26 protein-coding genes are annotated in these 23,356 nt (G+C 41.4%); 11 read left to right on the plus strand and 15 right to left on the minus strand.

All coding sequences use genetic code 11. The features are described 5' to 3' along the window. Positions 1-117: 117 nt before the first annotated feature. Complete coding sequence (locus PR725_RS14910; protein WP_004907017.1) at positions 118-1,074, plus strand: OmpG family monomeric porin; 957 nt, start codon at positions 118-120, stop codon at positions 1,072-1,074. Positions 1,075-1,393: 319 nt separating this feature from the next. Here the strand turns inward: PR725_RS14910 and PR725_RS14915 are convergent, their stop codons facing one another. The 6 genes from PR725_RS14915 to PR725_RS14940 form a co-directional block, all read right to left on the minus strand. Continuing rightward, positions 1,394-2,404, minus strand: a complete 1,011-nt coding sequence (locus PR725_RS14915) for a sulfate ABC transporter substrate-binding protein (RefSeq protein ID WP_375372761.1) — start codon at positions 2,402-2,404, stop codon at positions 1,394-1,396. Positions 2,405-2,590: 186 nt separating this feature from the next. Beyond that, a complete protein-coding gene (gene pfkA, locus PR725_RS14920) occupies positions 2,591-3,568 on the minus strand; it encodes a 6-phosphofructokinase (protein ID WP_004265237.1) in 978 nt (325 codons plus the stop codon). 405 nt (positions 3,569-3,973) lie between these two features. Then, the gene (locus PR725_RS14925) at positions 3,974-4,918 is read right to left on the minus strand and encodes a phosphatidate cytidylyltransferase (RefSeq protein ID WP_109912960.1); all 945 of its coding nucleotides are present in this window, start codon (positions 4,916-4,918) and stop codon (positions 3,974-3,976) included. Beyond that, positions 4,915-5,556 (minus strand): lysophospholipid acyltransferase family protein, encoded by a 642-nt coding sequence (locus tag PR725_RS14930; protein WP_272569557.1) that lies wholly within the window; start codon positions 5,554-5,556, stop codon positions 4,915-4,917. The genes PR725_RS14925 and PR725_RS14930 overlap by 4 nt, the downstream gene beginning before the upstream one ends. A gap of 237 nt (positions 5,557-5,793) precedes the next feature. Then, a complete protein-coding gene (locus PR725_RS14935) occupies positions 5,794-6,546 on the minus strand; it encodes a M48 family metallopeptidase (protein ID WP_004907010.1) in 753 nt (250 codons plus the stop codon). A gap of 226 nt (positions 6,547-6,772) precedes the next feature. Beyond that, a complete protein-coding gene (locus PR725_RS14940; RefSeq protein WP_117162998.1) occupies positions 6,773-7,354 on the minus strand; it encodes a HutD/Ves family protein in 582 nt (193 codons plus the stop codon). Positions 7,355-7,515: 161 nt separating this feature from the next. Here PR725_RS14940 and PR725_RS14945 point away from each other — a divergent pair, with 161 nt between their 5' ends. From PR725_RS14945 to PR725_RS14955, 3 genes are all read left to right on the plus strand, one after another. Further along, entirely contained in the window at positions 7,516-7,800 is a 285-nt protein-coding gene (locus PR725_RS14945; RefSeq protein WP_102140619.1) for a type II toxin-antitoxin system RelB/DinJ family antitoxin, read from the plus strand. Continuing rightward, positions 7,781-8,062 (plus strand): type II toxin-antitoxin system YafQ family toxin, encoded by a 282-nt coding sequence (locus tag PR725_RS14950; protein ID WP_109912959.1) that lies wholly within the window; start codon positions 7,781-7,783, stop codon positions 8,060-8,062. The genes PR725_RS14945 and PR725_RS14950 overlap by 20 nt, the downstream gene beginning before the upstream one ends. Before the next feature lie 369 nt (positions 8,063-8,431). Further along, positions 8,432-9,289 (plus strand): hypothetical protein, encoded by an 858-nt coding sequence (locus PR725_RS14955; protein ID WP_272569561.1) that lies wholly within the window; start codon positions 8,432-8,434, stop codon positions 9,287-9,289. Between the two features lie 24 nt (positions 9,290-9,313). On the opposite strand, the gene PR725_RS14960 is transcribed toward PR725_RS14955, so the two are convergent. Continuing rightward, positions 9,314-9,565 (minus strand): ogr/Delta-like zinc finger family protein, encoded by a 252-nt coding sequence (locus PR725_RS14960; protein WP_112860265.1) that lies wholly within the window; start codon positions 9,563-9,565, stop codon positions 9,314-9,316. Between the two features lie 86 nt (positions 9,566-9,651). Here PR725_RS14960 and PR725_RS14965 point away from each other — a divergent pair, with 86 nt between their 5' ends. After that, positions 9,652-11,163, plus strand: a complete 1,512-nt coding sequence (locus PR725_RS14965) for a coiled-coil domain-containing protein (protein ID WP_272569563.1) — start codon at positions 9,652-9,654, stop codon at positions 11,161-11,163. Between the two features lie 21 nt (positions 11,164-11,184). Here the strand turns inward: PR725_RS14965 and PR725_RS14970 are convergent, their stop codons facing one another. Next, complete coding sequence (locus PR725_RS14970) at positions 11,185-12,309, minus strand: phage late control D family protein (protein WP_272569565.1); 1,125 nt, start codon at positions 12,307-12,309, stop codon at positions 11,185-11,187. 155 nt (positions 12,310-12,464) lie between these two features. Between PR725_RS14970 and PR725_RS14975 the strand changes: the two genes are divergently transcribed. The 6 genes from PR725_RS14975 to PR725_RS15000 are packed head-to-tail and all read left to right on the plus strand — an operon-like array spanning position 12,465 to position 17,921. Beyond that, positions 12,465-13,652: a phage tail sheath subtilisin-like domain-containing protein gene (locus PR725_RS14975; protein WP_272569567.1), complete on the plus strand. Its 1,188-nt coding sequence runs from the start codon at positions 12,465-12,467 to the stop codon at positions 13,650-13,652. 3 nt (positions 13,653-13,655) lie between these two features. After that, a complete protein-coding gene (locus tag PR725_RS14980) occupies positions 13,656-14,168 on the plus strand; it encodes a phage major tail tube protein (RefSeq protein ID WP_272569568.1) in 513 nt (170 codons plus the stop codon). A 54-nt stretch (positions 14,169-14,222) separates the two neighbouring features. Then, positions 14,223-14,522: a phage tail assembly protein gene (locus PR725_RS14985; protein WP_272569569.1), complete on the plus strand. Its 300-nt coding sequence runs from the start codon at positions 14,223-14,225 to the stop codon at positions 14,520-14,522. A gap of 44 nt (positions 14,523-14,566) precedes the next feature. Further along, positions 14,567-14,674 carry a GpE family phage tail protein gene (locus PR725_RS14990; protein WP_264967369.1) on the plus strand — a complete coding sequence of 36 codons (108 nt, stop codon included), beginning with the start codon at positions 14,567-14,569 and terminating at the stop codon, positions 14,672-14,674. Then, complete coding sequence (locus PR725_RS14995) at positions 14,671-17,487, plus strand: phage tail tape measure protein (protein ID WP_272569570.1); 2,817 nt, start codon at positions 14,671-14,673, stop codon at positions 17,485-17,487. Before PR725_RS14990 ends, PR725_RS14995 begins: the two co-directional genes overlap by 4 nt. A 23-nt stretch (positions 17,488-17,510) precedes the next feature. Then, positions 17,511-17,921: a phage tail protein gene (locus tag PR725_RS15000; protein WP_331001556.1), complete on the plus strand. Its 411-nt coding sequence runs from the start codon at positions 17,511-17,513 to the stop codon at positions 17,919-17,921. 34 nt (positions 17,922-17,955) lie between these two features. Here the strand turns inward: PR725_RS15000 and PR725_RS15005 are convergent, their stop codons facing one another. Genes PR725_RS15005 through PR725_RS15035 form a run of 7 tightly spaced genes read right to left on the minus strand, consistent with a single transcriptional unit; the run spans position 17,956 to position 23,355 of the window. Next, positions 17,956-18,576, minus strand: a complete 621-nt coding sequence (locus PR725_RS15005; protein WP_272569574.1) for a tail fiber assembly protein — start codon at positions 18,574-18,576, stop codon at positions 17,956-17,958. Continuing rightward, on the minus strand, positions 18,576-20,240 hold the full coding sequence (locus tag PR725_RS15010) for a phage tail-collar fiber domain-containing protein (RefSeq protein ID WP_272569576.1): 1,665 nt from the start codon (positions 20,238-20,240) through the stop codon (positions 18,576-18,578). Before PR725_RS15010 ends, PR725_RS15005 begins: the two co-directional genes overlap by 1 nt. Next, a complete protein-coding gene (locus PR725_RS15015; protein WP_272569577.1) occupies positions 20,237-20,848 on the minus strand; it encodes a phage tail protein I in 612 nt (203 codons plus the stop codon). The genes PR725_RS15010 and PR725_RS15015 overlap by 4 nt, the downstream gene beginning before the upstream one ends. After that, positions 20,841-21,749 carry a baseplate assembly protein gene (locus PR725_RS15020; RefSeq protein ID WP_272569580.1) on the minus strand — a complete coding sequence of 303 codons (909 nt, stop codon included), beginning with the start codon at positions 21,747-21,749 and terminating at the stop codon, positions 20,841-20,843. Before PR725_RS15020 ends, PR725_RS15015 begins: the two co-directional genes overlap by 8 nt. 3 nt (positions 21,750-21,752) lie before the next feature. Further along, a complete protein-coding gene (locus PR725_RS15025; protein WP_272569581.1) occupies positions 21,753-22,091 on the minus strand; it encodes a GPW/gp25 family protein in 339 nt (112 codons plus the stop codon). Beyond that, positions 22,088-22,717: a phage baseplate assembly protein V gene (locus PR725_RS15030; protein WP_272569583.1), complete on the minus strand. Its 630-nt coding sequence runs from the start codon at positions 22,715-22,717 to the stop codon at positions 22,088-22,090. The genes PR725_RS15025 and PR725_RS15030 overlap by 4 nt, the downstream gene beginning before the upstream one ends. Beyond that, complete coding sequence (locus PR725_RS15035; protein WP_272569586.1) at positions 22,714-23,355, minus strand: phage virion morphogenesis protein; 642 nt, start codon at positions 23,353-23,355, stop codon at positions 22,714-22,716. The genes PR725_RS15030 and PR725_RS15035 overlap by 4 nt, the downstream gene beginning before the upstream one ends. Position 23,356: the final 1 nt, after the last annotated feature.

Raw genomic sequence — 23,356 nt, forward strand, 5'->3', positions numbered from 1 at the left:
CCTATTAATTATTACCACTGATTCCGCCTTTATACCTCCACGGTATAAAGGCCAGATACTAACGCCTTGAATAAAGGTATAAAAAAATAAAATACACATAAAAATTAAAGGGTTAAAATGAAAACTTCACTGAATGGTTTACTTTTTGTTACGCTCACAGGATTGGCAACATCCGTTTTCGCAGCCGATCAAGTCAATAATGATTACTGGCGCGTTTCTTCCAACGTCTATATGGAACTCGAAAAATTTGAAGGGCATCATAATACCAGCGGTCGTAAGGTCTACGACAAAACCACGATGGTTGGGCAGCTATTTTTAGTGAATCCTGAATCAAAATGGAGCTTTTTTCTGGAACATAAGGAATCATTAAGAAGCTACAACCATAATTTTTCAACATCCAAAGACTCTTTTATTCGTAATCGTACACAAATTGGTGCTACTCGGAAAATGTATGCCAGCGAGATTGGCCAGTTCAATTTAAATGTCACCTACCGCAAAGAATCCAATGACTCCGCACCAGGTACACAAGCGCGCCCATCGAATACGATGTTTTGGTTAATGCCTAGCGGGACATACAATTTCAATGATAAGTGGGCGTTTAACTTTTGGGATGCAGTTTATCACTACGACAATTTCCACGCCCCCAACAGTTATGAGTGGGAATCCGAGCACGGGCTTGTTTATAAGGTCAATGATTCCGCAACCGCCAAAGTCTATCTATACACCGATTGGACATGGGATAAAGACTTTAATAAGACATGGGAACAAAACCAAATTCGCGGTTATTTTCCTATCACGTTAAACCAGGATTGGAGCGTAATGCCTTATTTTCGCTATTATTTAAATGAACATAACTACGATAGCAACAAACGTACAACTCAGAAAGTTAAAGACGGCTACCGTGTCGGGACACAGGTTTTTTATAACTTAACACCAAAACTAACGCTATGGGGCGGCTTCGCGGTTGAACCTAGTACTTGGGAAAACCCAAAAAATGCAGGTATCACCTCTGGTGGCAATAACCGTCAAACATTTTATCTTGGCCAGTTAGGTGTCAAATACCAGTGGCAATAAATTAACCTCATTCCTAGTCTGCCCCTCACAGGCTAGGAATAATACCCCATTTTAATCCTGTTTTTATTATCCCCGCCCTTAACTATCATTACTCAAAATATTTATTACACCTAAGATAATACTCTAAATAGTTCAAATTGTAGGTAGGCGGCAAACAAACGAGACCCTAGGAGCATACACCAGTATGTGACTAGGGCGAGTGCGTGCAGCCAACACCCCTACAAATTGAAATATGACGAGTATTTAGGAGCATACACCAGTATATGACTAGGGTGAGAGCATGCAGCCAACACCCCTACAAATTGAAATATGACGAGTATTAGCGTTGAATGATTTCGTCGAACACCCCTCCATTCGCAAAATGGGTTGCTTGCGCGGCTTGCCAGCCGCCAAAGCTGTCATCAACCGTCAGCAGTTTTAGTTCAGGAAACTGTTGTTGATATTTTTTGGCCACTTCGCTATTTCGTGGGCGATAGTAGTTTTTAGCTGCAATTTCCTGCCCTTGCGCAGAATAGAGGTGCTCTAGATAAGCTTCTGCAACCGCCCTGCGGTCACGTTTATCGACGGTTTTATCGACAACAGCGACGGTTGGCTCAGCGAGAATCGAAATACTTGGCGTCACAATTTCAAACTGCCCGCTTTCCCCTAACTCATTGATGGCTAATAACGCTTCATTTTCCCAAGCAATTAATACATCGCCAATACCACGTTCAACAAAGCTATTGGTTGCGCCACGAGCCCCTGAATCGAGGACTTCCACATTTTGATACAGCTGTTTAACAAACTGCTTCGCTTTTTCAGAGTCTTGCTGGTTTTTATCTAATGCATATCCCCATGCTGCTAGATAATTCCAACGAGCTCCACCAGAGGTTTTCGGGTTGGGAGTCACCACAGAGACATCTTTGCGGACTAAATCATCCCAATCTTTGATGTTTTTCGGGTTATCTTTACGAACTAGAAAGACGATAGTCGATGTATAAGGAGCTGAGTTATCGGGAAGTTTTTCTATCCAGTTTTTATCTATACGACCACTTTGTGCAATAGCATCAACATCATAGGCTAAAGCTAACGTCACAACATCGGCTTCTAACCCATTCACCACTGATATAGCTTGCTTACCTGAGCCACCATGAGACTGGCGAACAGTGACGGTATCCCCCGTTTTCTTTTGCCAATAATCACTAAATTCCTGATTATATTGCTGATAAAACTCACGAGTCGGATCATAAGACACATTCAACAATTGAATGTTTTTCGCCCATGTCCCTGTCGCTAACAGCAATAGCAATGCTGTCGTGAATTGTGATTTTTTTACCTGCCATGAACGTATCATTTGCCTTCCCTCATTAAATTTGCGATAAGGAGAGGCTGACAGATAGCATCAATTACGGGAAATAATTAAAAAGAAAAACTTATAAGAATGAGGAATATATGAACAGAGTATTATCTGGAATACAGGATCAAACCTGCATAGCGGGAAATCACTATGCAGGAGAGATTTGCAATTATAGAGGGATTAGTACAGCTTCTTCGCCGTATCAAACCAATCCTTCTTAAAGACGCGCTTCATATTCATAACCGCATCAATAATGTCATGATGGACTAATTTTTCATTTTGAATACCAACACAGCGCCCGCCGTAGCCTTCCAACAGAAGTTGAATAGAATAAGCCCCCATGCGTGATGCTAAAATACGGTCATAAGCAACCGGAGAACCACCACGTTGGATATGGCCTAGAACCGTTGCACGGGTTTCGTGGTGTGTTTCCTGCTCAATATATTTCGCTAATTCACCCACATCACAAACGTGTTCGGTAATAGCGACAATCGCATGGCGTTTACCTTTTTCAATACCACGTTTGATTTCAGATAACAGTTCTTCACGGTCAAAAGCCATTTCCTGCTCAGGTAACACTAAGAACTCACAGCCCCCAGCAATCGCAGCAGATAGCGTTAAATCACCACAATAACGTCCCATCACTTCAACAATAGAAATACGTTTATGGGACGTCGAGGTATCACGAAGGCGGTCAATAGCCTCAACAACCGTTTCAAGTGCAGTGAAATAACCGATGGTATAGTCTGTGCCAGCAACGTCATTATCAATCGTTCCCGGTAATCCAATACATGGGAAACCAGCTTCCGTCAGTGCTTTAGCCCCCAAATAAGAACCGTCACCACCAATAACAACTAATGCGTCAATATGATTTTTCTTCAGATTATCGAATGCGACAGCACGCACTTTTTCATCACGGAATTGTGGAAAACGAGCTGAGCCTAAGAAGGTACCACCACGGTTAATCATATCTGACACGCTATACCGGTCTAATTGCTTCATGCGGTTTTCATATAGGCCAAGGTACCCGTCAAAAATACCCATGACTTCTAAACCTTCACCTAATGCCGCGCGAACCACACCGCGGATCGCTGCATTCATGCCTGGCGCGTCACCACCACTCGTTAAAACCCCAATTCTTTTAATCTGCTTGACCATGATGACCTCTGATTAATGAACATAAAATTGCAAATCGATAAAACCGTTACGCTGCTAATCTTTTTAACGCTAATTACGCTGGCTTACTAGTGCTGAATTGATTCACCTAGCAGCATAATACGGCAAAGAGTGAATTATGCATCTGCTTTCCATCAAGCTTTTATGTTTTATTGTGATCCAGTTTACATAATTCTAGCCGATCACCCCAATAGGTAAATCTTTCAATGCAAAAAAAGCCCTAGAGTACCAACTAAAGCGAATTACCCTAGTTGAATCTTAGTTTGAAATAAAAATTAAGTATTGATGATAACACTTAAATTCCTTCGATGCTGTACCTATAAAACAAAAGAAAAGCACCATTTGGTGCTCTTTTAATTAACGAACAAAAACGAAAATAAAATTGGCCTATGTATAGTAATAACGCGTTAAATGGAAAAAAATAGGCGCGGCAAAACACAATGAGTCAATGCGATCCAGCATGCCCCCATGTCCTTCAATAATCGCCCCAAAATCTTTAATACCACTATCACGCTTAATGGCTGACATACATAACCCTCCCACAAACCCCATAATGGTAATCGCTAATGACATCAGTCCCGCAACCCACCAGCTAAATGGAGTTACCCAGTAAAGGCAAATACCAATAAGCACTGAAGATAATACGCCGCCAATAAAGCCTTCAATGGTCTTGTTTGGGCTCAACTTAGGCACAATAGGCCGTTTACCCATTAACTTACCAAAAACATACTGCAACACGTCTGAAATTTGCGTCACAATAATCAAGAAAAGTAATAATTTTACGTTTTCGCCTTCATAACCTTGAATATTCAGCATCAACAACGCGGGTACATGGCTCAAACAGAAAACCGCCACCAACATTCCCCACTGAATTTTTGCTGTTCGCTCAAGAAAATGAAAGGTATCTCCCGCTAAAGCAATGCGAGTTGGCAAGAAAAGGAAGACAAAAACAGGTACAAAAATTGAAAATAACCCATACCATTCAATACCAACCAAGACATATTGCAATGGAATAAAAACAAAAAAGCACCAAAATAATGCTTCATGGTCACTGCGCCGTGTTGGCGTTAAGGTAATAAACTCTCTGAGTGCAAAGAACGATATCAGCGCAAATAAGATCACCACACCTATATTGCCAAGCACAACAGCCAGTACACAAATAATACACATGACCCACCATGCACGAATACGCGCATTCAAATTATCAATAGTTGGGTTGCTTTTTTCACCTGAATAACGGTATGCAAGAATACCACCAATAACACTAGCAAATACCAGTATCCCAAAAACACCTGACAACAATAATACTAATTCCCTGTCCCCAATATTCATGGCATTAGCTCCTCAAGCGCTACTTTTGCTCGCTGCAAAAAGGCGATTTTATTTTCATTTTCCATAAGAGGCTCCAGAGGCTTACCAACGATAGCTGAACAAATCACCGGCACAACAAGCTTTGACCCCTTCGGTAACACACGATTTAAATTTTCCAAATAAACGGGAACAACTTCAACATCAGGGTATTTTTTCGCGAGATGGTAAAGCCCACTTTTAAATTGGCTTAAAGTTTCCCCATCACCACGCGTGCCTTCAGGAAAAAATATTAATGAATGCTTTGTCTCTAATACTGACTCTAAAGGAGCTAATGTATTATTTTGAGCTGGCTTATCACCTTTTCTATCGACCAATACCGCCCGAAAAACCTTATTAACTAAATAACGTCGAAACGGTGTTTTGACCCAATAATCTTTAGCGGCAACCGGGTGAACAAAATGACGCATTAACGGTGGTAACCCAGACCAAATAACCAAACCATCAAGATGGCTTGAATGATTGGCATAATAAATACGTGTGGTCATTGAAGGTTGGCACCCTACCCAACGAGTGCGAACACCCGTTAATAAACGGCAGGTTCCCGATAACAGCATGCCCATTCCCTTAGCTAAAAGAGAAATTCTCTGCACTTTTTCCATCTTTTTTCCTTGCTAACGTTTTATCAAACGAAAATTTGCAAAATTACGAAAAGACCTGAATATCGTTTAATTAACAAGATAGAGAGTCGGTTACAGGAGCACAACGGGATAAGTTCTGATTTGCAATATAAGAAAAGTAATATTGAGATAAATAGCAGGAAATACGTGATTGGTGTAGCAATATATCATCATATTACTACACCAAAATAACACTCAACTAACGTCAATAATTAAATATTATTTTTTGTCAGCGGCAATACGGTCACGGATGTTTTGTGCACGTTCGCTTGATGGTGGGTGAGAGTCAAACATGCTTGTCTCGCCGCTACCCATTTTCGCTAATTTTTCAAAACCAGTGACTAAACCGTCAGTTTTAACACCACGTTTTTTTAGTAAGTCATAAGAGAAGTTATCTGCTTCGCTTTCTTGGTGTTGAGAAAACTGTGAGTTAATCAGTTTTTCACCCAGAGCTGCAACTTGTGATGCACTCAGTTGTTCTACAACGCCACCCGCTGATGCTGCGGCAGTACGCGCAGCAACTGCCGCATAAGCAACTTGCATTGCTTTACGTGTATGACCTAATGCAACGTGGCCCATTTCATGACCCAGAACGCCTTCAACTTCGTTATCGTTCATCACATCCATCAGGCCGCTATATACACGCACACAACCATTTGCCATTGCCCATGCGTTGACATCGCTAGTCAGATAAACTTTATAGTTTACTGGAGTACCATCAACTTCGTTACCCAGTGCTTTTGCAATTTTGTCTAAGCGTTTCGCATACTTGCTAGAGGCTGGAGCAATTTTGTTTTGCGCATCCATTTCTTTACAAGATTGGTCACTTAATTGTTTAACATCAGAGTCAGTCAGTGTCGCAGCTTGGAATAATTGCATGCCTGAGTTAGTCAACATCCCTTGGTCTAAATTTTTACAACCCGTTAAAATGACAGCAGAAACAGCAACTGCCACAAGCGCTTTCATCTTCATAGAACATTTTTCCTTTAGTATATATAGGTATTATTTTTTAATGACGCTAAAGACTATAAATTCTGCGAAAAATAACAATAGGAATAAAGCCATAATTATCCAATATATGAATTTGATAACGTTTTTATTAAAATTGCAAAATAGACAGAATATTATTCCAATAATAGGTACACATACAGATTGCATGCAAATGGCCATTAGGGCAATGGCCAAAAAATCACTCTAACTACTTAATAAATAACTCAATAATACAAAAATCATTTTCTGTATTCTTTTCAACAATAAATTGCAGAGCTTCTCGATTTTCTTTAATTAATAGAGTGTCAAATGGCTTTAAATAAAAGGAATCTGAATTAATTTTCATACTCAAACGAGGTGTAATATTAAAAATTAAGATCTCACTAGCCCCACTCACCCAAGAATTAATGAACGCAGTATTCACCCATTGTAAACGAGCCTGATATTTTTCAGGGTTATAGATGACATTAAAATCACGAATTGCACCTTGAACGAGTTCCGCATAAACCTCGCTTTCCCCATTAAAAGCAAAAAATTCTTTTTGCTGTAAGGTCACCGCCGGTTTCTTATCTACATGCAAAATAAGTCCTTCTCCTTCCAATACACCAATAATACGTTGCCGATTTTGGAAAAAGGAAAACGAGCCCGCCGTTTTAACATCTGCTATTGACACTCGCCAATCAAAATCATCTAAACCTTCACCATGGCTGCGCGCCAATTCAAGTGTCGACCCCTGGCCATTTTTCCAAGGCATATTGCGATAATCTTGCGTCGTTAATATCTGAGTCATAAGGTGAACCCTACTTTGGTGGATACATTATTTTTATAGTGAGAATGAGAAATGAAAATAGCAGACTTTCAACAAAAAAACGCCTTTTTAAAAATCAATTTCAAATTGTAGCCCATGCGTGCCACAATTCAAACATTCACCATAAGAAGAGGATAACGGTAATGGCCAGTACTCAACATAAAACAGATATTGTCAGAGCCAGAATTGAGCCTAAAGTCAGGGAAAATGCTGAAGCAGTGTTATCTGAATTAGGGATTAGCATGTCTGATGCTATTCGTATTTTCGTCAAGCAAATATCATTGCGACAAGCTTTTCCTATTGAGTTAAAAACACCAAACTCAATTACATTAGAAGCTATTAATGCACCAACTACAGACGAAACATTTGACTCTGCTGAAGATTTATTTAGCCAAGTGAGCAAGTCCGATGCTGAAAATTCGCGTTAAATCCCAATTCAAAAAAGACTTAAAAAAGTCGTTATCTGACAAAAAAAGAAATACTCAGCTATTAAAAGAGCTAATCGATAACCACCTATGCATTACTGGCTCTGTTCCAGCAGAATATTTGCCTCATCCCTTAAAAGGAAACTGGAGACCTTGCTATGAATATCACATACAACCCGATTTTTTATTAATTTGGGATATAAACTACCAAACCAATGAAATCATATTAGTTCGCTGTGGTTCTCATTCTGAATTATTTGGCTAATTCATCACATTTCCCAACCTAAAACAATTAAATCGACGTAGGCGACCGTCCACTTACCGTCCACCTCGGCGAACTTTGATGAACTTTCATAGCCTTTTAAATATTGATAAGTTACTGTTTTTAAAGAATTGAAGATATAATTTATAAAAAAAAGCCCCTAAAAGGGGCTATAAAAGACAGGGATGGTGTTCATTATTGAATTATAAGTAATTGTTATTTAATAATTAATAACTTCCACTGTCCACCAACCGTCCACATCGACCATTATTGACCACATCTAACCAAAGCCCTTGTTTCTTGAAGGGCTTTACTATTTTTTAGCTGTAAGCTAATACTCAATGCTATTGTTACTAATCTGGGAAATTTATAATGGGGCTATTCAATATACATTTTATTGAACATCTAAAAAAAACCATAAATTATTGTGAACAATTAACACAGAAGGAACTTGAATTAAATCTAATAACCACCGAAAATGAATATACTTATTCATTGTTATCTAAAATACGAAACTCTGTTCAGCCGAATAAAACATTAGGATTATTTGCGAATACAACATTATTAGCACAAACACTTCCTGCTACTTTAGAACGCACTCATGGCACTGATGCTTGTATAATTTTAGTCGACCACGACAAAAAAATCAGTAAAGTTTGTTTATTTGAAGCAAAAATTCCACGAAATAGATGGGATCAAAAAGAAAAGAAGAGTGGCATAAGCCATTTTTCTTCCCAGCTAAAAAGACAACATTGTTTGTCCAAAAAGTATGCCATTTGGGAGCAATTTTATTGCTATGGCTACATGCAACCAAAATCTTTAATTAATATAGTAAATAATACCAATTGCAAATTAAAGCTTCCGTATAAATCTCTGTGCTTACTTCATGAAGATGCATATCTATATGACCAAACAATACAGCCTAGCACATGGAGTATTGGAGATATTGAAAAAGTTGTTCCTATTTATTCTAATACAAATATATTCAAACCTATTACAATGTCTGGTATGGTTCGACACGCATGTGATTGTAGAATCGGAATGCCATTACAACTAAATGAATTAGTTGATAACTTCATTGACTTCATATATGTACCAGTAATATTACTTATTGAAGCGTCAGAAAAAATTATTGATCTACAGCTACCTAATCAACTTAAAGAATTATATTCAAGATTTAATTCTGATGATAAGAAACCAAATACAGATTATAAAAAACCTAATAAATAACCCCTCATTTGAGGGGTTTGCTTTTCATATCAGCAACGAAAGTTGATTCTCGCCATAGTGGCTTTTCGGAAATGCATCACCAGGTAATTTAAAATCAGCAGGTAATGGTTGAGGGTTGGGTATCGTTAAATAGCGTTCGACACTTTGTAATGTCGTGAACGTACAGCCACATAAAACATTTTGACATTGATGATAACTGCGTTTTGTTTCTTCTGTTACTGGCTCACTGGTGCGAGTGTAAGATGCGGCGCCGCATTTTGGACAATTAAACGCCATTGTAATGCCTTGGTTCTTGGGTTTGCCTAGGGTCATTCTATTATTGTATATTATGTTTATTCAACATTTATTTGGAATTAATATTAATGCACGATTTAATAAGTTTAAAAAGCTGTCTATCTGATATAATTCAGCTACTTTCAAGTATCAATGAAAAATTTCCTGTACCTAAGTCAATCATTGACCTTTCCACAAGCGAATTCAAAGATAGTTTTATTCAAAAAGAACTAGCGTTAACGCCATCTTATCATATTGAACGATTAAAAATATCTCGTGATTTTTTAAATCAAGCTTATAAGACTGAAGATTTCAATCTAAAAATTAGTTATTACAGTCTAAAAAAATTGTTATATACAGCTAAAAGTATGTTAAAAATAGTGTATAAAAACTCTGATTCATTACACAGTTCAATTAATCGCATAAATGAATTAAGCCCTAAAACACTAAAAACAGCAACATACACAGAGGATAGAATAATATGTAAGACATCTGCAAATAGTTTAAAAGAAATAGTAATCGAATATGACCTACTAGAATTATATGGAAAAAATGAACGTTTAATAAACAATTTAATCATGTGTTTATCTGAGGTTTTTTTCATATATGATTTTAATAATATTAAAAAAGCACAAAGTGTGATAAACCCTTATATTGAAAATGGAAATATAGATTTTTTTAATTCACTATCTGAAAATAAAGAAGAGTACCAATCATTATTATTTAAGTTAATAGAAAACAAACAGGAATTAGATGAATTTCAAACTAAACAAATTAATTTTAATATGGTAATGGAGCAGTACCATGAGGCAAAAGGTGATTTAGATAAAAGATTCAAAGAGGTGAGTGATGTGCTAAATGAATCTAGCACAAAGTTAAATACCTTTAAAACATTATCATCTTTTTTAGATGGTGAAGCTACTCGCCTTAAGGAAAATAAGGATTCTATTGACAAAGCATTAAACTCAATTGAAGAAATAAATAAAGCAGGAGAAGACTTAAAAAACATAAATGACTACGTAGATAATAGAAAAGAAAAAATAGAAGAAATATTAACTGACGCAAGAGACACAATAAAAATTCTTAGCGGATCATCTATAGCAAAGCATTTAAACAATCAAGAGAAAAAAGAAAATGATGCAGCTTTTTGGTGGTTATTTCTTTCCGGCTGCCTTCTTTTAGCTTCGCTCATTTTAGTTATTTTAACATATTATATTAAAGGTTTAACTTGGGAGGCTTTCACACTTAAAATTTTAACTCTACCAATATTATTTTCTTCACTTATTTTCTCAATGCGACAATATGTCAAAAGAAAAAATATTGCGGACTCTTACGCCTACAAGAAAACTTTAGCTCTATCACTGACCGGCTTTAAAAAGCAAATCGATAAGTCTTCAAATGATGAAGGGCAAACAGAATATGTATTAAAAACTATTGAAATACTTACAGAGTCGCCATTAAATGATTTAGATAAAAACCATATAAAAAATGATCTTGATGCTCTTGAGAAAATACGAGAGTCTGTAATTGATAATGTAATATCAACAATAAAAAATCAAACAACGGATAAAAAAGAAAAAAAACAATCAACCCCCGAATAGTCATCACATTCAGCCACCTAGCTAGGTGGCTGAATTATCACCGTCTACCATATTGTCATTATCAATTTTTAACTCTAATTCTAATTGCGTTTGAAACCCGTTATCACTGATTTGATGTACCACGCGAGAAATGATCCACCGGTGGCTATCAATAACCGTTTTAAAACCAACCACCGCCGCTGGCATTTCTGGGTATAAATCGGCGCGCCCTCTTGCTAGGGTAATGTTAAATTCTGCTGCACCTCTTTGCAGTTTTAACCACTTCGCCGCTGCTGCCCGTTTTGCGGTCTCTTCGGTCTTATAGGTCTGGCGTAATACATAAACATTACCCTCAGCCCCCTCTAAATACTCGCCCTCTTTACTGCTGGATTTCGCCTTTTTCTCTTTTTTTGGCTTGGTCGTTTTTTTCTTTTTTCGCTTAACACTCGTTGCGGGCTTTTTACCAAAATTCAAATCTAACCAATTGGCTTTAACGCCAGTGTATGCGTCACGGTCTGCCACTCGAAAGCTGTGCTTGTCGCCCACATCACGCTTAATCACTACTTCGGGTATTGGCGTTCCGCTTTGTGTTAGCCCACGGTTAGGAATAATAAACAGTAAGTTACCATTTTTAATCGTCGCAATGGCCCCGAGCATTTCAGCCATACGGGATAAAAAACTAATATCGCTCTCGTTTGTTTGGTCTGCGTGGTCGATTTCAATATCAATTAACTGTTTACTGACTGCAGGTGTTAAGTTATAGCGCCCCGCGATAGCACTCACAACTTTACCGACTTTGATATCATGCCAGCTATATTCGCGCTTAACGTTAAATTCTTGGCGAAAGTCTGCAGACCTGGCTGTGATGATCACCTGGTCAGGTGCCCCACTATGGCTGATTTCATCAACAGTAAAAATACCTTTGTGTATCAATGGCTCTCTTAGCCAACCAATTGCGATACTGACCTCAACACCGCGCGGCGGCAGTTCTATTTTTCCGTCAGTGTCATCAATGGTGATTTCCAGCGTGTCAGCTTCAAACCCGCGATTGTCGGTTATCGTCAGACCAATTAGCCGGTCATTCAAACTCAGTATTTGCTTACCACCTATCGTGATATCAAACGCCGGTTGTTTCACTAGCTCAGAATCAAAATATTGCTCAAACATAATCCTCTCCCCGTATGCCGACACTTTCCCACATCGCGCGCGCGAGTTGGTATAGCTTTTCCTTGTCGTGTGAATGTGACAAGTCAAACCGCATGATTTTACAGGTTTTTATTAAGACAATAGTGTGACTGATATTATTCTAGTGAGGCTCAATTATGACTTATCATCACGGCGTGGAAGTCAAAGAGACAACAAAACTCACCACATTAATTCGTGACTTAAACACCTCAACCATTGGTGTTGTCTGTACGGGTGATGATGCGGATGAAAGCTTGTTTCCTCTCGATACGCCCGTATTAATTACGCGTATTAATAATGTGTTAGGTAAAGCTGGTAAAACTGGCACATTGTATAAAACGCTCAAAGCGATTTCTGACCAGTGCAGCCCTAAAGTGGTTGTTATTCGTGTTGCCGATGCTGCCAATGTGAAGCCCGAAAATGGCGAAACAAAAACACAAGACCAGCTTGTGATTGGTGGCAATGGTGCAGACGGACGCTACACCGGTATGTATGCCTGGTTAACTGCTAAAGCGAAAGTGGATGAACAGCCACGCATTCTTATTACACCTTGGCTAGACACTAAACCCGTTGCGCTGCAAATGGCTATCTTTGCCGAAAAGCTCAAAGCGTTTGCTTATGTTTCTGCAAATGGCTGCGTCACCATTTCAGAGGCGAAAGAATACCGCAAAGACTTTAGTCAGCGTGAAGTCATGGTGATTTACCCTGATTACTTAGGGTTCAACACTGAAACAGGTAAAAATGAAGTGATTGCGGCACCGGCTATTGCTGCAGGCTTACGTGCTCGTATTGATGATGAGCAAGGTTGGCATAAATCACTTTCTAACGTGCCGGTTAATGGCGTTCTCGGCATCTCTGCTGATGTTTACTGGTCATTGCAAGACAAAGACACTGACTCAAACGACCTTAACGAAAAAGGCATCACCACCTTAATTAAGTACCAAGGTTATCGTTTTTGGGGCAACCGTACGTGCGATGAAGATATTTATGTTTTTGAAGTATATACCCGCACGGCGCAAATCTTAGCTGAAATGATCGCAGAGGCGCATTTTGCGTATGTTGATAAGCCACTTACTCCATCATTGATAAAAGATGTGATTGACGGCATTCAAAAGAAAGGGGATCAACTGGTTACACAAGGTCGCCTACTTGGTTTTAATTGCTGGTATGACCCATCAGCAAACCCAACCACACAATTACGTGATGGTCACGCCATCATTAAATATAAATATACGCCAGTACCACCGCTTGAGCGTCTTGGATTAGAGCAGACATTCACCGATGAGTATTTCGCCGTATTCGACCAATTAGGCTCAGGAGCGTAACACATGGGAATGCCTAAAAAACTCTATCTGTTTGACCTTTTCATTAATGGTCAAACCTACCTTGGACAAGTAGAAGAGGTCACGCCCCCGAAACTTACGTTAAAAACGGAAGATTACCAAGGTGGGGGAATGCTCGGCGCCGTTGCACCGCAATTCGGCTTTGAAGCGGGAGCGTTAGATATGGATATCACGATGGGTGGGTTAAATATTGAACTTATCAAAGATTGGGGCGGCACGATTGACGGTACACAGTTCCGTTTCGCTGGCTCTTACTACGATGATTCAACGGGTGAAACCACGGCTTATGAGCTTCAAACCCGTGGACGCTTCAACGAACTTGACCAGGGAACCGCAAAAGCGGGTGATAACACTCAGCATAAATACACGCTGAAAAATACCTACTGCAAGATCACTGCAGATGGTGAAACGCTTATTGAGATTGATTTGCTCAATATGAAATGGATTGTTGGCGGTACAGACCGCCTTGCCGAGCACCGCGCCAATATTGGTCACTGATTTTTGATAGCGTCATGCGTGGCGCTAATACCCTCTTTTGTTGGAGAATAAATAATGTCTATTGTTAAATTTAATAGCCCTGTACAAATCCAAGGTGGACGTGAAATTACAGAAGTCACGATCACAGATACAATGCGCCAAGCGGGTGCATTGCGTGGTTTAAAATTGTGGGAAGTCGCAACCGGTGATGTTAACTCACTGATCACGCTGTTACCTCGCGTCACTCAACCTCGCCTCACGGAACATGACATTGCCTCAATGCCAATTGATTGTTTTGCTCAGTTAGCCAATGAGGTCGCCACTTTTTTAGCGCCGAGTGCCCCACTCGAAGAGACGGACGCACAGGAAAACTAATCCCCGAAATACCCGCAATCGATATTGATGACATCATCGCCGATATTGCGATGGTGTTTCACTGGCCTCCGGCTTCTTTTGATGAAATGACAATTTCAGAATTGATAAAGTGGCATAGGCTCGCGGCGGCTCGCATAGGACAAAACGAATGACAGATCGCAATCTCAACATTCGGGTATCTCTCAGCGCCGTAAATCGTCTTACATCACCGGTTAGTGCTGCACAACGCAGCGCTGCCGGTTTTGCTTCTCAAATCAGGGCCACACAAAACAGTATTCGAAACCTGGCAAGCCAAGCTAGTACATTTGACCGACTGTCACAGTCTGTTAAACGCAACAATACGGCGTATGAAGAAGCAAAAACGAAAGTTAAGGCACTACGTGATAGTTACCCCGCATTAAATCAACGTACCGAAGAACAAAAACGCGCACTCGATCAAGCGAGGCTTGCCCGTGACCGTCTAGGCCGCTCACTGGATAGTGAAAAACGAAAGTTACAAGCGACTGCAGCACAGCTATACCGACACGGTATTTCTATTCGCAATAGCGATAACGCTACCGCCCAAATCACTAGACGAACAGAAGCATATAACCGACAACTTGACATGCAGCGGCAACGGCTTACGGCTGTAACTCGCGCACAATATCAATATCAAAAAGCCAAAGAAGCCCGTAATAAGTTAGCAATGGGCGGTGCAACTGCGGTTGCTACTGGTGGCGGGGCGCTTTATGCAGCCTCGCGCGTCATGGCACCTGGTCGTGATTTTGACGAGGGTATGTCAGGTGTTCAAGCCCTCACCCGACTAGATAAAAATTCGCCTCAACTGGCGATGCTACGCCAACAAGCGCGTGAACTTGGCGCAAGTACAGCTTATACATCAACGGATGTTGCCTCCGGCCAAAAGTTTCTAGCAATGGCAGGCTTTACCCCCGAGGCCATTAAATCCGCTTTGCCTGGTGTTTTAAATATGGGTTTAGCCGGTGATATGGATCTCGGCGAAGCCTCAGACATTGGCTCTAACGTTCTGACACAGTTCAAGCTTGATGCTGACCAAATGAACCGTGTATCAGACGTCCTTACCGCCACATTCACCCGAAGCAATACCGACTTACGAATGCTCGGCGAAACGATGACGTATGCTGGCCCCGTTGCTGCACAACTTGGCGTTAGCCTTGAAAGCATGGCAGCAATGGCGGGCACAATGGCAGATAACGGTATTCGTGGCTCTATGGCGGGTACATCCTTGCGAGCGGGCTTATCTCGACTCGTAGCCCCATTAGGCAAAGGGCAAGCCGCTATGAGTGCCCTGGGCGTTTCTGTAAAGGATGCCAACGGTAAATTACGTGATACCGGTGATATTTTAAAAGATGTGGGTAAGGCGCTGCGGAAATATGACCAGGCTAGCCAGATCCGCATTAAAAAAGACATTTTCGGTGAAGAGGCGATGGTGGGTATGGGCGCCGTCATTGATGCCACTCTCAGCGGGCGATATGACGAACTTCTCAAAGCCAACCAAGGCGCACTTGGCGAAGCCGATAAAAATGCAAAAATAAAAATTGATAACTTAAAAGGTGACTTGAAACAACTGGAATCAGCCTGGGAAGATCTCGGCATTCAAATGCAAGAAAGCGTTGATTCCCCGCTACGTAGCTTGACCCAAGGCATAACCAACACTGTCGCCAGTATTGGCAAGTGGATGCAAGCGCACCCGCAATTAACTTCTATGTTGATAAAAGCCGGACTCATCATTGCTGGTCTGACTGCAGCATTAGGAACATTGGCAATTGGCGCCGCCGCAGTGATGCTTCCATTTGCTGCCTTGCGTTTAAGCCTCACACTCTTAACTGGTGGGCAAGGCCTATTAGGTGCTCAAGGTGCATTCTCTAATTTCTTCAATGTGATAAAAATCGGCAGCTCTATTGCACGCATTGCATTAACAACAATGTTTGGCCCAATTGGCTTAGTTGTTACCGCCCTAGTCATTGCTGCCCTCACTATTTATAAGTATTGGGATCACATCAAGGCTTTCTTTAGTGGTTTCTTTGATGGGCTTATGATTGGCCTTGCCCCAATAAGAGAGGCATTTAGTGGTGCATTTTCTGCCGTTGCCCCTCTTTTCGATGCAATTTGGAACGCGATTAAAAAAGCGTGGCAATGGTTAACTGAATTATTTGCGCCTATTAAGGCCTCCGATGAAGCATTAAAAGATTGTACTGAGGCGGGTAAAACCTTTGGTGAAGTTGTCGGATTCGCTATTTCGGCATTGATGACACCGATAACGATGGTTGCCAAAGGGATTAACTGGATACTTGAAGCGCTAGGCATGGCGCCGCAGGTTGCCAGTGATACGGTAAACCAAATTAATAAAATGAAGCCGGTTGAACTGACAGCGGAAACCAAAGCGGTCATGGATTCGTTTAGCTCACCGCTGCAGGGCATCGCTGCCGTTATCAAAGCAGGAAACCAGGAGCAAGCCAAAACCAATCAAGAGACAGCAAAGCACAATGAAAATGTCGAAAATGGCAATATCACACCACCAAAAGTAAAAGTACCTGAATTTGGAACCGATGTTTACAACCCTGGCGAAGCCAAAAACAAAGGTTCTAGTGGTGGCGGTATCTCTACGCCCGATAAAGAAGTACGGGACCCAAATAAACTGGGCGAAATTGTTTTTAAAAACTTCCCAGCCATTAAAGCGGTCGATGGACTTTACCAAGACCCAACTGTGCGCGGGGTATCAGTACCTAATGTGCTCTCAGCTTCTGACGTTGCACCGGCTAAAATGGAAATGCAGCGCCCTGTTAAGCAAGATATTAAGCAGGATGGGGATAAATACGAATTTCATTTTCACGGTGTTGATATGAAAGATGCCAAAAGTATCGCCTCCATTGTTCGCCAGGAACTGGAAAAACTTAAACGTGAAACGGATACGCGCCGGCGTTCTCTCTTAACCGATATAGGATAATCATTATGATGATGATTTTTGGTATGTTTGTTTTTATGTTAGAAACCATACCGTATCAAAACTTACAACGTTCAATGAATTGGCGCTATGCCAAAAATGACCTGATTGGTCGTTCGGCATCGTATCAATACATTGGCGCCGGTGAAGATAAGATCACATTAACCGGTGTATTGGTACCCGAAGTGACCGGCGGTGATATTTCCCTGGAACTATTACGCACATCCGCTTATCGCGGGCGCCCTTATCCACTGATTGAGGGCACAGGCTTAATTTATGGTATGTATGTTATGGATAGCATGAGCGAGGGCAGAACGCTATTTTTCGGTGATGGTAAAGCTAAGCGAATCGAATTTACGATTACGTTGACCAGGGTAAATGAGGATTCGAGAGAGAAACTAGCCGGCATGGATTTAAACGATATACTTTCACTTTAGTTTATAAATAGTTAAGGGGCTAAAGCCCCTTTTTTTATGCAGGTTTCACAGGCCAATCAATGTCAGGGGCGAGGGAAGTATCAACACGATTGAGATAAACACGGTATGTTTTCCACGCTTTCAATTTTGCGTCGTAATCGTCGTCGTCAAGACCAACTTCAATGGCATCTTGCAAATACGTGATAGTGCTATTCGCTTCATCTAATCGCTGTGCCTTTTCCTGCTCTGCTTGTGAAACCAATACCGCTTTTTGTGCTTCGGTATCTGTTTCCCACTTTTTACCATCCCACTTGTCAAATTCAGTTTTAGGCTCTAACAACGTTAAACTTGCTGGCAAGTCACCAATAAAATCAATTTCCAGAGGTTGGCGAGTTTCCGTGTGGTAGGCTGTTTTCCCTCTGTTATCTGTGACAATTTCCCACTTAGCACTATCTTCACTACGCACCACTGCAAAACCGGCTTTAGTGGGTAAGTCTGGCGCGTCAATATAAGCGCCAGCCGACACACTTACATCAAAATAAATATTTTCCATGCTCGCGCTTAAATATTCGCGCGTTTGTGGGTCTGCGATATAAACTTTAATCCAACCCGCTTTTGTTGCTAAACCATTGTTGCCAATTTCGGCTTGTTCAATATCTAATTTATAGTTTTTCATTATGCTGCTCTCACGATATATAAAAATGCAATGTTGCGAGGGCGACTTTCTTTGCCGCCTGAATTTTCAGTTGTATATGTTGCATCTGAAACATTCGTCGCCAGTGTTCGAATTGCATGAGTATCATTACTACCGTTACCGCTACCTCTCTTTAAGACAATGTTATGATTATGTTCTTTATTCTCATCAAGTTGCGAAGATAAAAAAGTACGCCCCACATCAATTCCCCGCCCAGCATCAAGACCACGAAGGAATTCACCACGCAAATCAGGCAAAACCCCTGTAGGGTAAGCTTTCGCTAGAAGTGGGTAAGTGGTTTTATTGAATGACTGACCGTTACAAATTAAATATCCAGCGGGTGAAGCGGCTTGAGGCCATGGGATTGGGCATCCTACAGGGTAATCGCTACGCTCAAGATAGCCGGGGATTTTCACATTACCGTTATGGTCTGCTTGGGTATTCGCCGTTGTGTAAAACATTTGCGTAAATGGAACGGACTCATTGCTCGTATACGATAGAGAATACCAATTCGGATATGCAGCATTTCCGCCTTCACACGCAAGCACTTTATTCGCTCTCCCTGCCCCATTAGCAGCCCAAGACAAGCAAAATCCGATTAAATTTTTATTAATCGTATTCGTTAGTGATGCATCAAATGTGCGAAAACCTGTAATGTAAGGTCTTGTATTGTCTATATTTGCATACAGAGATTGGCTACCAACACCGAAATCTCCAACTTGCACCAATGTTCCGTTTGACTCTGGAATAACATGATTATACCAAATATTATCTTTGCTTCTGCTGCGTATTGTTGCAACTGAGCCTCGATTATCTAGCTGTATTGCAGTGCCACCGGATATTTGTGATGTAATGTAACCACCTGACGAGCTAAGCGTGCCTAAAACTGCAAGTGCACCACTTATTGTTCCGCCTTCTTTATCAAGCTTTTCCCCCAGTCCGTTGGTTAATGCCGTATTTGTCGCATATTGTGCATCTGACTCTGATTTAGAATAGCTGTAGCCCGCAGGGGCATAATCCCCTTTTGGTTGTAGCTTGCTAATCTCGCCAGTGAACAAATGTAAACTAGGAACCTTAGCTGTATCGTTACCTTTAACGTCAGAAATATTTGCTTTATCGAATTTTTTAGTTAAATCCAATTTGGTTTGTGCTGATAGAGCATCAATTTTTTTATCTAGCACGGTGATTTCAGTGTTCACATACTCGCGGGTTGCCAGTACGACTGATGGGTCAATTTTTAACGTGACCGATTCAGTGTGGCTGACAATCAACACCATTCGGATAGATTGCGTACGGCCTGAACCCTCGGCAAGCTGTGGCTTATACGTTTCAGGGCAGTTCGCTACTGCAACTAAATTACCCGCCTTATCAAACAAACCGATTTCACGTATCCACCAACCGCCCTCTTTTTCAGGAATAATTTGTTCCGCAACAATTTGATTTTTATTATTGTCATCAATGAATAATGTATTAATCGCCGCTCGGCGCTTCTCGGCGATCAGTTTTGTTTGATTGGTATCAGGGGTTGGTAATTTACCGCCACCATCACCCACCGCCATATGTGTTAATTCAAGCTTTGTACCCAGTGCGGTTGCCTGGGCGAGTAGGTTTTCACCCAATTTAGTCAGTAATGCAAAATATTTCATAATGGGTTAATCCTCATTTCGTCAATCAGGTGTACTGCAGCACCTTGAACATCAAGGCCAGATACAGAAATCAAAGGCGGTGTATAGGCATAAACAGTGAGTGAGTCACCGGTATAGCTAGAAGCTGCACAATAAAACTTACCGCGTGTTTCAAGTTGAATCGTTAACCCGACAAGGTGACGGCTAGCGGGTTTAGCATCAAAAATTAACGCTTCTAACTCTTGATACATTTCCTCGGTAATACCAGTTTCAAGCACCCCAATATCTAGGCGAAACGTGCCTGGTGTCTCGTTGGTTTTCCACCATTCAACAACACGAATTAAATAGCCCAATGGCTCAACCACACGGCGTAATGCCCCTATCGTGCCTTTGTGTTTATGAATAAACATCGCGGATTTAATCGCGTCACGCTTGGCTTTTTCAGTCCAGTTTTTATCCCAACGGTCAACACTGAACGCCCAGGCTAAATAGGGAAGTAAATGTACAGGGCATAGGTCAGGGTTCCACAATTCACGAATAGGTACAGGAACTTTTTCAAGCTGAGCGCAAGCCTCTGCCGCTGCAATTTCTAGATGTGATGAACCAACTGGCAACAATTGGCTACTCATCGGAACCGCCTAACATCACATTAATATTTGTGCAGTAACTGGCCTGCGTTTTATCCAATTTAATATCTGCTGTAGGTTTCTTAATTTCGACCCGCTGAACACCCTGAACGTGCAAGGCTGCATAAATAGCACTCAGTACAATGTCACGGCCTAACCGGTGTTGTTGTGTGGTATAGCGCTTTAATTGCGCCTCTGCCGCTTCGGTGATAGGTTCATATTCAGGCGCCGGATAGCAATAAATCACCGCTTCAATTTCATAATTCACTATCGCTGCAGATTGAACGGTCACACGGTCAGCCACTGGCCTAACATCTTCATCGTTTAAAGCCACATTCACTTTTTCAATCAAATCAGCCGGTGCTGTGCCGTTCCCCTCACGGGATAACACTGTAACAGTGACATAAGCTGGCTTTGGGCTAATTACTGATGCATCGGCGACACGACCATCGGCGCTACGGGCATGATATTCATAACTGCCAATTGGACCCGCTACACTTAACGCTTCAAATGCACCAGGTATACGCACACGGAGATCAGAATCGGATTCATACACTGGCGCGATAGGTGGAATAGCAGTTTCATCACCGGCAAATAGCACCAAGCGCTTAACGCCATTATTGGCGGCTAACTGATCAAGGTCTGCCCCTGTTGCAAACGCGACCATTGAAGCCCTTGCCGCCTCATTCACACGTTGTCTCAAAAGTAACTCACGGTAACAGTTAACTTGTAATAGCTTAACTAGCGGCTCAGACTCTAATTCTAATGTTCGCGCAATAGCGGCTCGCTGTTCTTCTGGCGTAGCTTCAATCAATGTCGCCTTGTGCTCTGCAAATAAAATCTCAAAATCAAGCGATTCCACAACATCCGGCGGCGGTAATAAACTTAAGTCAATAGTTGGCATGGCTTACCTCACGGGGATTGTTGTTGCTAAAGGTTGACCGTCATTTTTCATGCACTGCAGGTAAAGCGTTGTAATGCCCTTATCGTTTTGTTTCACCTCGATTTTTTGCAAACTTACACGAGGTTCCCAACGTAATAACGCCATATAGCAGGCACTCATTATTTTTAATCGCAGTGGCTTGTTATCAGCTTGGTCAATCAATTCCATCAAAAGTGAACCATATTCACGGCGCATCACTCGCGAACCAATTGGAGTAATCAAAATGTCATTAATGCTTTGGCAAATATGTGCATCATCATTAATTTTCCGCCCAGTGTTTCTGTCAAATCCGCTATACATCATTGAGGGCCATCCGTTTGACTTCCGCCGCGCTCAACACCACCATGTTTATGATCATGCAAAGTGATGCCATTAGATTTAATGCTGCCATTTTTATGATTAAAGTTACCGGTCATTTCACCGCCTTTTTCAACATTCAACGTGGCACAAGTTAGATTGTTTGAGCACACAACTTTTGGTGTATTGAAATTAATTTGACTGCTCGCATTAACCGTAACAATTGGCGCCGTTGCGTCGATTACATCACTGGCATTAACGACGGCTTTTTTAATACCGGTCACTGATAATTGCCCCGTGGCTGGCTCATACTCAATCACGGCCCCATCACTAAACGTCTTGTGCATGGCCTCCGCTGAATGGCTCGGTGCATCATGAGTAAAGCTATACAACGAGCACAAAATAAATGCGGTGCTTAGTTCACCACCAATCGCACCAATCAACACTTGCTCGCCAACACTTGGCGCCCACCAAGAACGACCCGCACCGGCTCGGTCTGCACCAAACATGATCCAATCGGTGAGATTTTCACCCGTTCTCACGCGACACACTTTTTTCTCCAGATCGATTTCTTCAACAATACCAACCCGCAAAATATTTGAAATTAGGCGCTCAAGTTCAGTAATACTCATTTTGCACTCATTAGATCGTGGTAAATGATTTCCAGTAATCCAATTCGTTCATGAGGTGATAGCCCCAATAACTCACGTTGTGGATACTGTGTTTTTGCCAGTTCATTAATCGTTCCGTTAAGCCCGTATTGGTGCTGCCTTGCAATCGCTGCAGCACGACCTTGAAAACCGACAACGGCAGCGGCTGGCGTTGATTGCATCCGTAGAAATCTGGCGGTGCGTAACCGTTGAAACATGGGATCAGGTCGCTTAGTGCTACGCCGTGTTTCTGATAAATTAATCGCTAAAAATCGGTCAATATCACTACGGTAGAATGACCTTAGCGCGCCGCGCTCCTCATCAAATCCTGTTATCATCCGACCATTACGACCTTTCGTACTGCGCCAGCTACGTAACCGGCGAACCTCGCCTTTATACAAAAATTCAACACTTTGCTTTGACCGAAGCACTTTTGTTTTTCGTGCCTGGTACGCTGACCCGTCAGGATTTTTTTGACTACGAATACGTTTTTGTTGATCTGTTCTAATCGCTTTTGCCAGCCTGGCAGATAATCGGCGACGATAAGCGGGGCTTGTTGTTGAAAGCAACCGTGATAATTCATCATCTAGCTGTGCAAACAGTGAATTTTCATTACTCACG

It is taken from the genome of Providencia sp. PROV255 (genome assembly GCF_028478065.1).
GTDB lineage: Bacteria > Pseudomonadota > Gammaproteobacteria > Enterobacterales > Enterobacteriaceae > Providencia > Providencia rettgeri.